This window comes from Frisingicoccus sp. (assembly GCF_048388605.1).
Lineage (GTDB): Bacteria > Bacillota > Clostridia > Lachnospirales > Lachnospiraceae > Frisingicoccus.
In genome coordinates, this window is the sequence record NZ_DBGCTU010000006.1 from 41,636 (window position 1) to 56,648 (window position 15,013).

At 45.4% G+C, this 15,013-nt stretch carries 18 protein-coding genes and 1 other annotated feature; of the genes, 16 read left to right on the forward strand and 2 right to left on the reverse strand.

All coding sequences use genetic code 11. The features are described 5' to 3' along the window. Positions 1–61 precede the first annotated feature (61 nt). The 13 genes from rpmG (at position 62) to ACMN7X_RS01075 (ending at position 9,952) form a co-directional block, all read left to right on the forward strand. Positions 62–211 carry a 50S ribosomal protein L33 gene (gene rpmG, locus ACMN7X_RS01015; RefSeq protein WP_178042622.1) on the forward strand — a complete coding sequence of 50 codons (150 nt, stop codon included), beginning with the start codon at positions 62–64 and terminating at the stop codon, positions 209–211. Positions 212–237: 26 nt separating this feature from the next. Further along, positions 238–438, forward strand: a complete 201-nt coding sequence (secE, locus tag ACMN7X_RS01020) for a preprotein translocase subunit SecE (RefSeq protein WP_178042621.1) — start codon at positions 238–240, stop codon at positions 436–438. A 13-nt stretch (positions 439–451) separates the two neighbouring features. After that, complete coding sequence (gene nusG, locus ACMN7X_RS01025) at positions 452–967, forward strand: transcription termination/antitermination protein NusG (protein WP_132091586.1); 516 nt, start codon at positions 452–454, stop codon at positions 965–967. 80 nt (positions 968–1,047) lie between these two features. Then, positions 1,048–1,473, forward strand: coding sequence for a 50S ribosomal protein L11 (rplK, locus tag ACMN7X_RS01030; protein ID WP_178042620.1), 426 nt, complete (start codon positions 1,048–1,050; stop codon positions 1,471–1,473). A 55-nt stretch (positions 1,474–1,528) separates the two neighbouring features. Continuing rightward, positions 1,529–2,221, forward strand: coding sequence for a 50S ribosomal protein L1 (rplA, locus tag ACMN7X_RS01035; RefSeq protein WP_418745648.1), 693 nt, complete (start codon positions 1,529–1,531; stop codon positions 2,219–2,221). 41 nt (positions 2,222–2,262) lie between these two features. Then, positions 2,263–2,419 (forward strand) — a sequence feature (ribosomal protein L10 leader region). Positions 2,420–2,451: 32 nt separating this feature from the next. After that, on the forward strand, positions 2,452–2,946 hold the full coding sequence (gene rplJ, locus ACMN7X_RS01040) for a 50S ribosomal protein L10 (protein ID WP_418745649.1): 495 nt from the start codon (positions 2,452–2,454) through the stop codon (positions 2,944–2,946). 26 nt (positions 2,947–2,972) lie between these two features. Beyond that, the gene (rplL, locus tag ACMN7X_RS01045) at positions 2,973–3,347 is read left to right on the forward strand and encodes a 50S ribosomal protein L7/L12 (RefSeq protein ID WP_418745650.1); all 375 of its coding nucleotides are present in this window, start codon (positions 2,973–2,975) and stop codon (positions 3,345–3,347) included. A 524-nt stretch (positions 3,348–3,871) separates the two neighbouring features. Continuing rightward, positions 3,872–5,560 carry an L-lactate permease gene (locus ACMN7X_RS01050; protein WP_418745651.1) on the forward strand — a complete coding sequence of 563 codons (1,689 nt, stop codon included), beginning with the start codon at positions 3,872–3,874 and terminating at the stop codon, positions 5,558–5,560. A gap of 108 nt (positions 5,561–5,668) precedes the next feature. Beyond that, positions 5,669–6,010: a hypothetical protein gene (locus ACMN7X_RS01055; protein ID WP_418745652.1), complete on the forward strand. Its 342-nt coding sequence runs from the start codon at positions 5,669–5,671 to the stop codon at positions 6,008–6,010. Positions 6,011–6,214: 204 nt separating this feature from the next. Then, positions 6,215–7,090: a transporter substrate-binding domain-containing protein gene (locus ACMN7X_RS01060; protein ID WP_418745653.1), complete on the forward strand. Its 876-nt coding sequence runs from the start codon at positions 6,215–6,217 to the stop codon at positions 7,088–7,090. A 64-nt stretch (positions 7,091–7,154) separates the two neighbouring features. Continuing rightward, a complete protein-coding gene (locus ACMN7X_RS01065; RefSeq protein WP_418745654.1) occupies positions 7,155–7,883 on the forward strand; it encodes an amino acid ABC transporter permease in 729 nt (242 codons plus the stop codon). Beyond that, complete coding sequence (locus ACMN7X_RS01070; protein ID WP_418745655.1) at positions 7,864–8,607, forward strand: amino acid ABC transporter ATP-binding protein; 744 nt, start codon at positions 7,864–7,866, stop codon at positions 8,605–8,607. Before ACMN7X_RS01065 ends, ACMN7X_RS01070 begins: the two co-directional genes overlap by 20 nt. 22 nt (positions 8,608–8,629) lie before the next feature. Beyond that, positions 8,630–9,952, forward strand: coding sequence for a CapA family protein (locus ACMN7X_RS01075; RefSeq protein WP_418745656.1), 1,323 nt, complete (start codon positions 8,630–8,632; stop codon positions 9,950–9,952). A 69-nt stretch (positions 9,953–10,021) separates the two neighbouring features. Here the strand turns inward: ACMN7X_RS01075 and ACMN7X_RS01080 are convergent, their stop codons facing one another. Beyond that, positions 10,022–10,432, reverse strand: coding sequence for a C-GCAxxG-C-C family protein (locus tag ACMN7X_RS01080; RefSeq protein ID WP_418745657.1), 411 nt, complete (start codon positions 10,430–10,432; stop codon positions 10,022–10,024). A gap of 2 nt (positions 10,433–10,434) precedes the next feature. Next, positions 10,435–10,992, reverse strand: coding sequence for a DJ-1 family glyoxalase III (locus ACMN7X_RS01085; RefSeq protein WP_418745658.1), 558 nt, complete (start codon positions 10,990–10,992; stop codon positions 10,435–10,437). Between the two features lie 166 nt (positions 10,993–11,158). Here ACMN7X_RS01085 and ACMN7X_RS01090 point away from each other — a divergent pair, with 166 nt between their 5' ends. From ACMN7X_RS01090 to dnaB, 3 genes are read left to right on the forward strand one after another with little or no spacing between them, the layout of a single operon-like run. Continuing rightward, positions 11,159–13,207: a DHH family phosphoesterase gene (locus tag ACMN7X_RS01090; protein ID WP_418745659.1), complete on the forward strand. Its 2,049-nt coding sequence runs from the start codon at positions 11,159–11,161 to the stop codon at positions 13,205–13,207. Further along, on the forward strand, positions 13,208–13,654 hold the full coding sequence (gene rplI, locus ACMN7X_RS01095) for a 50S ribosomal protein L9 (RefSeq protein WP_418745660.1): 447 nt from the start codon (positions 13,208–13,210) through the stop codon (positions 13,652–13,654). 7 nt (positions 13,655–13,661) lie between these two features. Further along, positions 13,662–14,996: a replicative DNA helicase gene (dnaB, locus tag ACMN7X_RS01100; protein ID WP_418745699.1), complete on the forward strand. Its 1,335-nt coding sequence runs from the start codon at positions 13,662–13,664 to the stop codon at positions 14,994–14,996. Positions 14,997–15,013 lie beyond the last annotated feature (17 nt).

Here is a 15,013-nt window from a genome sequence, read left to right on the forward strand (position 1 = left end):
GTCTTTTTTTTATGCCTAAAATTAAAGACCATTATAAAAAATATAAGTGGAGGTGGAAGTTGTGCGCGTTAGAATCACATTGGCATGTACAGAATGTAAGCAGCGTAATTATAATCTGACAAAAGAGAAGAAAGCTCATCCGGACAGAATGGAAACAAAGAAATACTGCAGATTCTGTAAAAAACACACAATGCACAAGGAAACAAAGTAATTAGCGATTGGCAGGGAGTGAATACTATGGGCGATATAGAAAAAGCAAACAAGCCTGGAAAGCTCAGCCAGATCAAAGCCGAATTCCGGAAGGTCATCTGGCCGGACCAGGGAACAGTCCGTAAAGAAACGACCGCCGTTGTCGTTGTCTCTGTTTTATTGGGCTTAGCAATCGCATTACTTGACATCGTTCTCCGTTACGGGGTCGATTTCCTTATTTCGCTGTAGGAAAGGTGAAGTTATGGCAGAAGCAAAATGGTATGTGGTACATACCTATTCAGGCTATGAAAACAAAGTGAAGGCCAACATCGAGAAATCCATTCAGAATTTACATCTGGAGGACCAGATTTTGGATGTTCAGGTGCCGATGCAGAACGTTATGGAAGTGAAAAACGGTCAGAAAAAGAGCGTTCAGAAAAAACTCTTCCCGGGTTATGTGTTGCTCCATATGATTATGAACGATGAAACCTGGTATGTTGTACGTAACACACGGGGTGTTACCGGATTTGTCGGTCCGGAGTCCAAACCTGTTCCTCTGACGGAGGCTGAGATGGCGCCTCTGGGCATCAGCAGCGAAAAAGTTCAGATCGATTATGAAATCGGCGATGCAGTGCGTGTGGTTTCCGGTGCATGGGAGGAGACCGTCGGTATTATCCGCGGTATTAACCAGGCAAAACAGACGGTAACCATTGGAGTTGAGATGTTCGGCCGCGAGACGTCGGTGGAAATCAGCGTCTTAGATATTCGAAAAATGTAAAACAAAAGAGCCTGCATGTGTGAGCGGGCCGTGGGAGGGAGATTCCCGAAATTACCACAATATTCAGGAGGTATGCTATTATGGCAAAGAAAGTCACAGGATATATTAAATTACAGATTCCTGCTGGAAAGGCAACACCAGCACCACCGGTTGGTCCTGCATTAGGTCAGCACGGTGTTAATATCGTACAGTTTACAAAAGAGTTCAATGCAAGAACTGCAGACAAGGGCGATTTGATCATCCCTGTTGTCATTACAGTTTATAATGACCGGAGTTTCAGCTTCATAACAAAGACTCCTCCGGCAGCAGTTCTGTTAAAGAAAGCCTGCAAGATTCAGTCCGGTTCTGCAGTGCCGAATAAGACAAAAGTTGCTACGATTTCCAAAGAAGAAATTCAGAAGATCGCTGAAATGAAGATGCCGGATTTAAATGCGGGCAGCCTTGAAGCTGCTATGAGCATGATTGCCGGTACAGCACGCAGCATGGGAATCAAAGTAGCAGATTAATTTTTAAGCAGTGGGAGGGTAGCTCCCGATAATACCACAAGGAGGATTTTTAATCATGAAAAAAGGTAAGAGATATGTAGAGTCTGCAAAATTAGTAGACCGTACAAATCTTTATGATGTTGATGAAGCAGTAAGTATTTTAAAGAAAACAGCAAGTGCAAAATTTGATGAAACAATTGAAGCCCATATCCGTCTGGGCGTTGACGGCCGTCATGCGGATCAGCAGGTTCGTGGCGCTGTTGTATTGCCGCATGGAACAGGTAAAACAGTTCGTGTGCTTGTATTTGCCAAAGGTGACAAGGTTGCTGAGGCAGAAGCAGCAGGCGCAGATTTTGTAGGCGGCGATGAACTCGTTCCGAGAATCCAGAAGGAAGGATGGCTGGATTTCGACGTTGTTGTTGCCACACCGGATATGATGGGTATCGTAGGTCGTTTGGGACGTATCCTTGGACCTAAGGGCTTAATGCCAAACCCAAAAGCGGGTACAGTTACTATGGATGTAACAAAAGCGATCAACGATATTAAAGCTGGTAAAATTGAATACAGACTGGATAAATCCAACATTATTCATGTGCCAATCGGAAAAGCTTCTTTCACAGAAGAACAGTTAGCGGACAACTTCCATACATTAATCGGAGCAATCATTAAGGCAAAACCGGCCGCTGCAAAAGGTCAGTATCTGAAGAGCGTTGTTGTTTCTTCCACTATGGGCCCTGGTATCAAATTGAATACCGTTAAGTTAGCATAATTGCTGGTTTTTGATTGACAACCACTTTAAATTGTGATACAATTCTAAAACGAATGCTGCCAGAGACAGCAGGTACCGTAATGGTGTAAGTTATAAACGCCTGCCGAGGGAGACTATTTTATCTGATTTATCGGATAGTATTAAAATAGTTTATAGAACCTCTCTGTCTGTGGATAGAGAGGTTTTTTCAATGGCGGTACACTTTAAATTCTACAAGGAGGTGCACCAACGTGGCAAAAGTTGAATTAAAACAGCCTATCGTAGATGAGATCGCTGCATTACTTAAAGATGCAGAGGCATTAGTTGCTGTAGATTATCGTGGTCTTACAGTTGAGGAAGATACACAGCTTCGTAAAACATTAAGAGAAGCCGGCGTAACTTACAAGGTTTATAAGAACACTTTGATCAGACGTGCCGTAGAAGGAACAGAATGGGAAAAAATCTCAGATGTTCTTGAAGGCCCGACAGCAATTGCTGTAAGCACGGAAGATGCAACAGCACCGGCCAGATTATTATTTGAATCCGGCAAGAAGATGCCGAAGCTTGAACTTAAAGCAGGTATCGTGGCTGGCGAATACTACGATGAGGAAATGATTAAAGTTATTGCGACAATTCCGTCCAGAGAAGTTCTTCTCGGAAGACTGCTTGGAAGTATTCAGGCTCCTGTTGCAAACTTTGCTCGTGTTATTAAACAGATTGCAGAAAAAGACGAAACTGCAGCTTAATTATTTTAAATTGGAGGTAAATTATAATGGCAAAATTAACTACAGCTGAATTTATTGAAGCTATCAAAGAATTATCCGTTTTAGAGTTAAATGAATTAGTAAAAGCTTGTGAAGAAGAATTTGGTGTATCCGCAGCAGCAGGCGTTGTTGTTGCAGCAGCAGGTGCCGGTGAAGCAGCAGAAGAAGAAAAGACAGAATTTGATGTTGAATTAACAGAAATCGGTCCTAACAAAGTTAAAGTCATCAAAGTTGTTCGTGAGATCACAGGTCTTGGCTTAAAAGAAGCTAAAGAAGCTGTTGACAACGCTCCGAAGGTTGTTAAAGAAGGCGCAAGCAAAGAAGAAGCTGAAGAGATCAAAGCTAAATTCGAAGCTGAAGGCGCTAAAGTTACTATTAAATAATTTGGTGTATCCATTAGGAAAGGCGTATCGCTTGGGCGGTACGTCTTTTTTGATATGAGAGACGATAAAAATGATAACTTTTTTACATCATACATATTACCTGGAGGCATAGAAAAAGGTTATCATAAATGAGATATAACGGAAGAAAAAGAATCGAGATTGTTAATTTCAAAACAATATATAGTTTATAATGGTTTGACCAATATTAAAAAAACTAAAAATTGGTCAAACCAATTGGTATTTTTTTTGGTAGAACCAGTTCAAAACCATGCATATTGCACTAAAATAGACAAAAATAATTATGAAAATAGCATATAAAAAACCAAACGAGAATGTGAAAAAATCCTCAAAAATCCTCGATAATAATGCAGATTAGACAAAAAGATAGACGAGCTGTCAAAAAAATATATACAAAATATCTAAAAAACTATTGACGAATAGAAAGGATTGTAATATTATTAACGGTGTGAAGAGTAACTTATTAATATAGGGGATTAAAAAAGGGATTTAAAGGAGGATGTTTTATGTATGCTATAATTGCTTTTATTCCTATTATTGTTACTGTCGTGCTGATGGTTGGTTTCAACTGGCCTGCAAAGCGGGCGCTTCCGTTGGCATGGGCACTGGCTTTTATTATCGGTATTGCTGTTTGGAAGATGAGTCTGACAGCGGCCGTAACTCAGACGGTTATCGGTTTCCTTGAAGCCTTTGCCGTATTGGTTATCATTTTTGGTGCGATTTTGATCATGAACACCTTGTCTGCTTCGGGCGCTATGGCAGCGATCAACCGTATGTTCACCGGTATTTCTCCGGATGCCCGTATTCAGGCGATTATCATCGGCTTCATTTTTGGAGCATTTATCGAGGGCGCCGCTGGTTTCGGTACACCGGCTGCTCTGGCAGCACCGCTGTTGATCAGCGTTGGATTCCCGCCGCTGGCTGCTGCGATCGTTGCTTTGATCTACAACTCCGTACCTGTATGTTATGGCGCTGTAGGTACTCCTACAAACTCGGCTTTTGCCGTTGTTTCTGAGTCTGTTACGAATCTTGGACACAGTGCAGAAGAATTCTTATCTGATCTGACATTCTTCTCCGCATTGAACATGGCTGTTGGTGCTTTCTTTATCATTACCATCGGTATTATCATTCTTGTTACTACTTTTGGTAAGGATGCAGAACACAGAAAAGTTTCCAAAGCTTTTGAAGTATTTCCATTTATTGTATTCGTTGCAGTAGTATTTGACGTTGTTTACCTCTGCATCGCAAGATTTATCGGCCCTGAGCTTGTATCTCTTGTTGCTGCGGTTGTTACATTGTTCGTGGTTCTGGCAACCTCCAAGAGCGGCTTCCTTATGCCGAAGGAGATCTGGACATTTGATGAGAAAGATAAATGGGATCAGAGCTGGCAGGCAGTTACAGAAGTTCCTGAACCGAAACAGTCCGATATGCCTCTGATTAAAGCATGGCTTCCATACTTCCTTATTGGTGGTGCATTGGTTATCACCCGTGTATGGTCCACATTACAGCCGGATAGCTGGGCTGGCGCTATGAAATCATTTAAGATTACTCTTCCGATCATTAACTGGAGTTGGGCGATTCTCTGGTGCCCAGGTGTTATTTTCATTATTGTAGCTATTATTACAATTGGCCTGCATAAGATGAGCGGCGAAGCTGTTAAGACAGCATGGATGGATTCCCTGAATCAGGTTAAGGGAGCTGCCATCGCTCTTCTGTTTGGTGTTGCCATGGTTTATATTTTCCGTAACTCTGCAAATGATGCTGTTACAGTTACATATTTGATGGACGGCGCAGAAAAAGGACTCGGTTCCATGTTGACCATGATGGCCGACGGTCTTGGCTCCATCTTCAGAGGCGCATATATCATCATTGCTCCGCTGATCGGTGTTCTCGGTGCTTTCATGTCCGGTTCAAACACTGTATCTAATACATTGTTCTCCGGTCTGCAGTTTGAGACAGCTACAATGGTTGCTCTGCCTCAGGTTCTTATCGTTGCTCTTCAGAATAATGGTGGTGCCATTGGTAATATGGTTTGCGTTAACAACGTTGTATCCGCTTGTGCGACAACAGGTACAATCGGTAACGAAGGTAAGATCATTCGCAAGAACTTCGTACCATGTATTGCATATTGTATCGTAGTAATTGTTGTATCCTTTATCGTTATGAATCTTGGACTGGTATCTGTACTCCAGTAAATATACGATTAGTAAAGGATTGACGGCTGGAAGAAACTAGATTATACTGATTGGGGGTCATTGCGATGCAATGTCCCCCAATTTTATAAAGAGACAGGAGAGTTTGACATGTTTATTATTGTGTACATTCTTATTGCCGTATGTGCCTGCGTGATGGTTTATTTCGGATATCAGCAGAGCACTGAACAGTTTTATATGTGTGTTTTCAGCGCAGCCGTTGTTTTGTATTGCGTTTATCTCGATTTTAAAAAACGTGCCGAAAAGAAAAGGGAGAAAGAGCGGGAGGCTCAGATGAAAGGCGGTAAGAAGAACAGAAATTCCCAATCCGTATCCGGAAACGGAAAGAAGCAGGCTAAATTGAACAGTGCTTCAAAGGTCAAGGGCGGACAAAATGTCAGTATTCGGGATGCTGCTCACAAATCTACGAAGGGCAAGGACGTCAATAAATAAGTATATTTACTATTATATGGATGACAATCAAATAAAATGTTGTTTAAAATGGTCTGGCTGATTGAGAATGATAGATTTCAATGGCCGGGCCCTTTTGTTTGACAGAAAATTTGCTGCGTTGAAGTGGTGTGGTGTTGACAAATTGTGGCACGAAAGCGTATAATAAGTGCACAGTTATTGAATGAAAGTGAGGAAACGGGGAATATGAAAAAAATAGTAAAAAAAGCGGTTGCGGGACTTGTATCAGCAACAATGCTGGCTTTATCATTGACAGCCTGCGGAGGAAAAGAGCAGAGCAGCGCTTCTACTGCCGGAACTTCTGAAACTTCTGAGACGGAAGCTCAGAGTGAAGCGGCGGAGGGAAAAACATTAGTTGTCGGCGTGGCCGGCACACCAAAGCCATACAATTATGTGGAGGAAGATGGAACCCTGGCCGGATATGAGATCGATATGCTGAATGAGATGGCAAAACGGTTAGGTTATACATTGGAGTATGAAGTTACGGAATTTGAATCCATGTTTGCGGGACTGGATTCTGATCGTTACGATCTGATTGTGGGCAACATTTCCAAGAAACCGGAAAGGGAGGAGAAATATCTTTTCAGCACAAAGCCGTATTTTAAAAATAAGATCGTATTGATCACAGCTCCGGACAATACGGAGATTCAGACGATTGAAGACCTTGGCGGCAAACGTGTTCCTGCAGGTTCCGGCCGTGCCAATGCACTGTTTATGGAGAGCTATAATGAGCAGAATTCGGACAACCCGATTAGTATTCAGTATACGGATGCAGATGCGAGTGAGGCATTGATCGACCTTCATAACGGTCGTTATGACGCCTGCATTTATAATCAGACCTATGTCACAAATGTAAATGCGGAATACGGTTATGAATTCAACGTATACGAAATCCCTAATGCGGATGAAATTGAGATTCCGGAAGCATGGATTTTGTTCAGCAAGAGTGAGACGGATTTACAGGCGGAATTTGATAAAGCACTGGAAGAGATTAAAGCTGATGGTACACTTTCAGCTTTGAGTGTAACTTACTTTGGTGATGACTATGTCCCGGTAGATTGATGACCCATCCCTGCTGAAAGACCTGAATGGCTTCAGCAGGGATTTTTTTAACAGGTGATATATTATGGAAAATATTTTTAAACCTTCGGCCATTGGCAGTGCGATGCGGGAATTGATCTCCGCGATACCGATAACCATCGAGATTGCGGTCGTTGCGGCAATCGTCGGTTTGCTGATCGGTTTTTTGCTCGCCCTTTTTCGTATAAAAAAGTGGGCGGTACTGTCCCAGATTGCGACACTTTATATTTCCTTTGTGCGGGGCACGCCGCTTCTGGTTCAGATTTTCTTGTCTTACTATGGAATACCTATGGTGTTAAATATGCTGAATTATGAGTTTGGGACTTCCTTCAGCATTAATAAGATACCGAGTATGGTGTTTGTTTTTGTGGCATTTTCATTAAATGAAGCAGCTTATATGGCTGAGGCGATTCGGGCCGCTATCCTCTCGGTGGATAAAAAAGACATTGAAGCCGCCCATTCGATTGGTATGACCGGCGGTCAGACGATGCGACGTGTCATTTTGCCTCAGGCGATGATCGTCGCCATCCCTAATCTGGGAAACAGCCTGATCAGTCTTATAAAATCAACATCCCTGGCCTTTACTATCGGCGTGATGGAGATGACGGGTAAGACGAAAGTTATTGCCGGAAGAAATATGCGATTTTTTGAATCCTACATCGGTTTGGCGCTGCTGTACTGGGTTTTATGTATTGTGATTGAATTTGGCATTCACAAGCTGGAAAAGAAATTTAATATCATGGAAAGGAAGGTGGATGATAATGATAAGCCTTGAGGGTATTGATAAGTCCTTTGGAAAAAATCATGTGCTGCAGGGTGTGGACCTGACTGTGGATACCGGAGAGGTCGTTTCAATTATCGGCGCCAGCGGAAGCGGCAAATCCACATTCCTGCGCACAATTAACTTTTTGGAACCGGCGGATTCGGGAATCATTACATTAGATGATATTCGCGTAGATACAAAAAAAGCGGAAAAAAAGGATATTTTGGCCCTTTGCCGGAATACGGCGATGGTGTTCCAGTCTTATAATCTGTTCCGCCATCGGACAGCTTTGGAAAATGTTATGGAGGCCCTTACGGTTGTTCAGGGAAAGAGCCGGGCGGAGGCCAGGGCCATTGCTGAAGCCCAGTTGGAACGGGTGGGCTTGTCGGACCGGTTGAATTATTATCCTCATCAGTTGTCAGGAGGACAGCAGCAGCGTGTGGGGATTGCCAGAGCTTTGGCTATTGAACCCAAAGTGATGCTTTTGGATGAGCCGACTTCGGCCCTGGACCCTGAGATGGTCGGGGGCGTTCTGGATGTTATTCGATCGATTGCTGAGCAGGGCCTCACGATGATCATCGTTACCCATGAGATGGCATTTGCCAGGGAAGTATCGGACCGGGTGGCCTTTTTTGCCGATGGAAATATTATGGAAATTGGTACGCCATCGGATATTTTTGAGCATACAAAAGAGGAGAAGACGAAACAATTTCTCAAAAATATGCTTTCACACTGAAAATTAAAGGGAGGAAATGGTTATGCGTTTTATTGTGTGCGGGGACTCGCTCTTTTCAAGCCGCAATCTTGTAAAACGTTTGGATAAAAAACTGGTAAACTGGTTCCGGGAGGCTGATGGAGCCTTTACAAATGCGGAATTTTGTACGCCGGAGCCGGAGACGCCGCCGGCCTGCGGACGCGGTTATATGACCTCCGTTCGTCCGGCCACATTGGATGAATTCGCAGATTTAAATATTGAAATGGTCGGCTTTGTGAATAATCATACGGGAGATTACGGCTGGCAGGGCGTGCTGGATACGATGAATGCCGCTGAAAAGCGGCATCTTATACCCTGCGGTGTCGGCCGGAATCTGAAAGAGGCCCGTCTGCCGAAATTCCTTGACACGGCGGATGGCCGTGTGGGCATTGTAGCGACTTCATCGACCCGCTCTGAAGCCTTTGCCGCCAGCGATGACGGCGCCGGGGTGGCCGCGCGCCCGGGCTCTAATCCGCTGCGGTGGGGACGGGCTTATGTCCTTCCGGATGATATGTTTGAACAGCTTCATCAGATTGACGTTGCTCTCGGTACGAGGGAAAGCATGGATGAGGGGTGCCGGGTGGAAACTTATCCGCCCCAGGGGAATGATTCGTTCCGATTCGGCTCCCTATTTGAAGGCTGCCTTCAGATTGAACGGGGTGAAAAGGCTTATGTACGCACTTATGCCAATGCGCAGGATGCGGCAGAGATTCTAAAAAGTATCACGGATGCTTCGAAACGCTCGGATTTGACAATTTTCAGCCTGCATACGCATGAAGGGTTGAATGAAAACTGGTATGCTTCCAGGCCGCCGGAATTTATTGAAAAAATTGCCCGGGATGCCATTGATGCGGGGGCCGATGTGGTTGTGGGCCACGGCGCTCATTTCCTGCGCGGAGTGGAAATCTATCATGGACGGCCGATTTTCTACAATCTGGGGAGCCTGCTTATGGAATTCGAAGCCGGAGAGTCGATCATTGCTCCGGAAATGTATGAGAGCTATGGCTATGATGTGAACAGCCGGCCGTCGGATCTTCATTCGAATCGGGCAAAAGATAAAGACGGGAATTTTATCGGATTTAATGCGGAACGGCGGTTTTCTGAAAACTGTCTTCTGCAGATTGATAAAACAGAGGACGGAATTTCCTTTGCATTGCTGCCGATCGATCTCCGAATGGCGGCTGAACGACCGCTGGACAGGGGACTTCCTGAAATCGCGGCGCCGGAGGTGGCGCGGACCATTGCTGCCAATATGACGGCTTATAGTGAGCCTTATGGGACAAAGCTGGTTTATGATGAGGCGGATGGGTTCATACATATTGTTTAATGCAAAAAGAGAGGTAAAGTCTTAACGAAATGCGAAATGACTTTCCTCTCTTTTTAGACAGGTTTTCCATTATTTTAATTCAAGAATTTCTTCGGCAATTCGCGCCGCGTCCTCAATACAGCCCGGGCAGGAGCGAAGAACTTTGCCTGTTCCGACGCCCTTTAAGTCGCAGCAGGCGATGGCGCCGTTTTTCTCCTGAAATTCTTTAACGATGGCGGCGGACAGCTTGTAGGTGTCGGCTTTTGAGTTCGGGGCCGCCAGATTGGCGGTGCTGTTTTTGAAACCGGCCAGAAGGACTGCTCCGGCGATAGCGCCGCAGGTGCCGTGCATACCTCCCATGCCGAGACCGAAGGCTTCTCCGGCTTTAAACATGGTTTCCTCATCAACTCCTACCAGGTCGCAGAAAGCGCAGGCAACGGACTGGCAGCAGTTATAGTTTTTATCGTGATTTTCCAGTGCTTTTGTAATTCTGTCTGACATTATTATTTCTCCTTTGTGTACATTACGGATTGTTTTATATTTTCTGCCGTGGCAGCATCGGTCAGCAGGCAGATCAGGGCAGCGGCGAATTCGATGGCGGTGCCGAGACCGCGGCTTGTGATAATATTTCCGTCAACGACTGCGTCATCCGTTACATGGTCGGCTCCGATCAGATCTTTTTCGAAGCCCGGATAGCAGGTTGCCTTCCGGCCCTTCAGAAAGCCCAGATGGCCAAGAACCATCGGCGCAGCGCAGATAGCGCCAATATATTTGCCTTTTTCGTAAAAATCCTTTAATAAGGCTTTGAGAGGTTCACAGGCATTCAGATTACAGGTTCCGGGAGCGCCGCCCGGCAGAACAAGCATCTCTGTGTCTGAGAAATCCATATCGTCAAAACAGCAGTCGGCGGTAATGCGGATACCGTGGGCGCCGGTCACTTCCGGCGTATCGCTGATAGAAACAATGCGGACAGGAATATCGGCACGGCGCATCAGATCAACAACGGTTAAACCTTCGATTTCCTCCAAACCAGGGGCAAAAAATATACAAACTCGACTCATATCAGGTCACCTTCCTTCCATTGTATTTCTAAGTGACCTTATTATACTATAGATTCACTTATTTTGAAATAGAGAAAAGTGTTTACCAGAACTTCGTAAAATGCTATAATATAGGATAAGTTGTTTTTATCTGTATTGAAATGTTCAGAAAAAAAGAGGTAAGATAATGAAAAATGATATGGAAATCAAAGGGCGTTTGAAGTGGTACCTGAGATGGCCGATTATATTGAATATCATCGTTGGACTTATGACGCTCGGAGTTACGGTGATAGATCATAAAGCCGGCGCGTTGATGGGCGTATTTTTTTTAGTTCATCTTGTGTTTTCCATCGTTGTATCCTTCTATTCAAAGCCGGCGATCACGGAGGAATTGATAAATTTCGGACTTCAGTATGGCCAGGTCCAGAAAAAACTGCTTCATGAGCTGGAAGTACCGTATGGCGTTCTTGACAGCACCGGGAAACTGATGTGGGAAAATGAAGCGTTGACCCGGGTAATCGGCAATCTGGCCGTCCGAAAGAATATTCAAAGTATATTTCCGTCTTTGGATCTTCAGAAAATTCAGGAAATGGAAGAAAAATGTTTTCTGGAGATTGTTCATGAGGACCGGGTATATCGGACAGAATTTTGCCGGATGCATGTGGAGGATTTCGCCGAGCATAATGATTTGGTAGGCTTTAACCATCCGGAAAATCTTCTGATTGCCATGTTTATGTTTGATGAAACGGATATCCGCCGTTATATCCGGGAAAATCAGGAGCAGAAGCTTGTCGCCGGTATCATTTTTATTGATAATTTTGAGGAGGCTATGAACAGCACAGAGGAAGTGCGCCGTTCACTTCTCGCAGCTTTGATCGAGCGAAAGATCACCAAATACATGCAGTCCTATGACGCCATCATCACAAAGGTGGAAAAGGACAGATATTCCTTTGTGGTGAATCATAAACATATGGCGGCGATCCAGTCCAGCCGTTTTTCTATTTTGGATGAAGTCCGGGAGATCAATATTGGAAATGAAATGGCCGTAACCATGTGTATCGGCGTCGGCATGAATGCGATTTCCTATGGACAATCCTATACATGGGCGCAGAATGCCATTGATCTGGCCCTGGGCCGGGGCGGCGACCAGGCGGTTGTCAAGGCAGGGGATAAGATTTCTTATTATGGCGGTAAGACGAAACAGGTGGAAAAGGGAACCAGTGTTAAGGCCCGCGTTAAGGCTCATGCCCTGAAGCAGATTATTCTTGGAAAAGACCAGGTGATCATTATGGGGCATAAGATCGGCGATGTGGATTCTTTCGGTTCGGCGATCGGAGTGTACCGGGCGGCGAAGTCCCTGAATAAACCGGCCCATATCGTTATTAACGAGATTACGACCTCGGTGCGGCCGATCATCAATAAGTTTAAAAATAATCCGGATTATGAGCCGGATATGTTCCTGCGCAGCAGTGAGGCCGCCGCGATCATGAATATGGAAACAGCCCTTGTTGTGGTGGATGTGAACCGGCCGTCCTATACGGAAGGGCCCGAACTTTTGAATCGGACAAAAACAGTGGTTATCCTGGATCACCACAGGCAGAGCAGCGAGTCGATTGAGAGCCCTGTGTTGTCCTATATCGAGCCTTATGCCTCGTCAGCCTGTGAAATGGTTGCGGAGATCCTGCAGTATATTACGGATGGCGTTAAGCTTCGCCCGATCGAGGCGGACGCCATGTTTGCCGGTCTGATGATCGATACAAATAATTTCTCCAGTAAGACAGGGGTGCGAACCTTTGAAGCCGCTGCCTTTTTGAAGAAAAGCGGCGCGGATATTACCCGTGTCCATCTGGCCTTCAGGGACAGTATGGAGATATACAGGGCCCGCGCAGAAGCGGTGCGTCATGCGGAGATGGAAAATGATATGGCTTATGCGACCTGTCCGGCGGAGGGGCTGGAAAGTCCGACGATCGTCGGGGCCCAGGTGGCGAATGAGCTTTTGAACATTACGGGAATTAAGGCGTCCTTTGTCTTTACCCGTGTGAAGGAGACTGTTTATGTCAGCGCCCGGTCGATGGAGGGCGAGGATGGAATCAACGTCCAGCTTGTTATGGAGCGGATCGGCGGTGGCGGTCACAGCACTATTGCCGGCGCGCAGCTCCAGAATATGTCTGAGGCCCAGGGAATGGAGCTCGTGAAGCGGACGATAGCGAATATGCGGAAAGAAGGAGCGATATAGATGAAGGTTATTTTATTGGAAGATGTAAAGAGCCTCGGAAAGAAGGGCGAACTTGTAGAGATCAATGAAGGATATGCGAGAAACTTTATTTTAAAGAAAAAGCTCGGCCTGGAAGCTACGGCCAAAAATATGAATGATCTGAAGCTCAAAAAGGCAAATGAAGAGAAGGTCGCAAAGGAACAACTGGAAGCGGCAAAGGCATTTGCTGAGGAATTAAAAGAAAAGGTTGTCACGGTATCGATTAAAACCGGCGAGGGCGGACGCGTATTCGGCTCCGTTTCCACAAAGGAGATCGCAGCGGCAGCAAAGGCCCAGTTGAATCTGGATATTGATAAGAAGAAGTTAAATCTGCAGGAGCCGATTCGGATGGTTGGAACGGTGATCGTGCCGTATAAGGTTCATCCGAAGGTAACGGCAGAATTGAAAGTGAAGGTTGTGGAGGCCTGATATGGCGATGGATGAAGCATTGATCAAGAGAATATTGCCGCATAGCGATGAGGCGGAACGGGCGGTTATCGGCGCCATGCTTATGGATGCGGACGCCATTGCGACTGCTTCGGAAATCATAGGGAGCGATGATTTTTATCAGAGACAGTATGGAATTCTTTTTGATGTGATGACGGAGCTGTACGGGGAAGATAAGCCGGTGGATTTGGTGACGCTTCAGGAACGGCTGAAGAATAAGGATGTTCCGCCCGAATTGACCAGCGTCGAATTTATCAGCGGCATTTTAAACGATGTGCCGATCTCGGCCAATGTCGGCTATTATGCGAAGACTGTGGCGGAAAAGGCTCTTTTGCGCCGCATGATAAAAACCAATGAAGAGATTGCAAACACCTGTTATCTCGGAAAAGAATCCCTGGATCAGATTCTGGAGGACACAGAAAAGAAAATTTTCGGATTGCTTCAGAAAAAAAGCACGGATGACTTTGTGCCGATACGGGATGTGGTTTTGAGCGTCATTGATAAGATTGAGATGGCCGCCAAACATAAGGGAACAGTCACCGGTTTAGCTACCGGGTTTTATGATTTGGATTATAAGACTTCAGGCTTTCAGCCGTCGGACTTAATTCTTGTCGCTGCCCGTCCATCTATGGGAAAGACGGCCTTTGTCTTAAATCTGGCCCAGTATATTGCGGTGAAAAATAAAGTGCCGACCGTCATATTCAGCCTGGAGATGTCGAAGGACCAGTTGGTCAATCGTCTTCTCTCGATGGAATCCAAAGTGGATTCCCAGTTGATACGTACCGGAAATCTGAGCGCCAATGATTGGGAAAAGCTTATTGAGAGCGCCGGAGATATCAGTAAGGCGCCGCTGATCATTGATGATACCCCCGGTATTTCCATTTCAGAGCTGCGCTCTAAATGCCGGAAGTTCAAGCTTGAAAATAATTTGGGGTTGGTGATCATTGATTATCTGCAGCTTATGAGCGGCGGCAGTAAGCGGACCGATTCAAGGCAGCAGGAGATTTCTGACATTTCCCGTTCTTTAAAGGCTTTGGCCAGAGAGATCAATGCGCCGGTGATCGCCCTGTCCCAGTTGTCGCGGGCCTGTGAGACCCGGCCGGATCACCGGCCGATTTTGTCGGATCTGCGTGAGTCCGGAGCAATTGAGCAGGATGCGGATGTGGTGATGTTTATTTACCGTGATGATTACTATAATAAAGACACGGATAAGAAAAATATATCCGAAATTATTATTGCCAAACAGCGTAACGGCCCGATCGGCACGGTGGAACTGGTCTGGCTTCCGAATTATACGAAGTTTGCCAATAAGTCAAAGAAATAAAATAACGCAGATTTCGG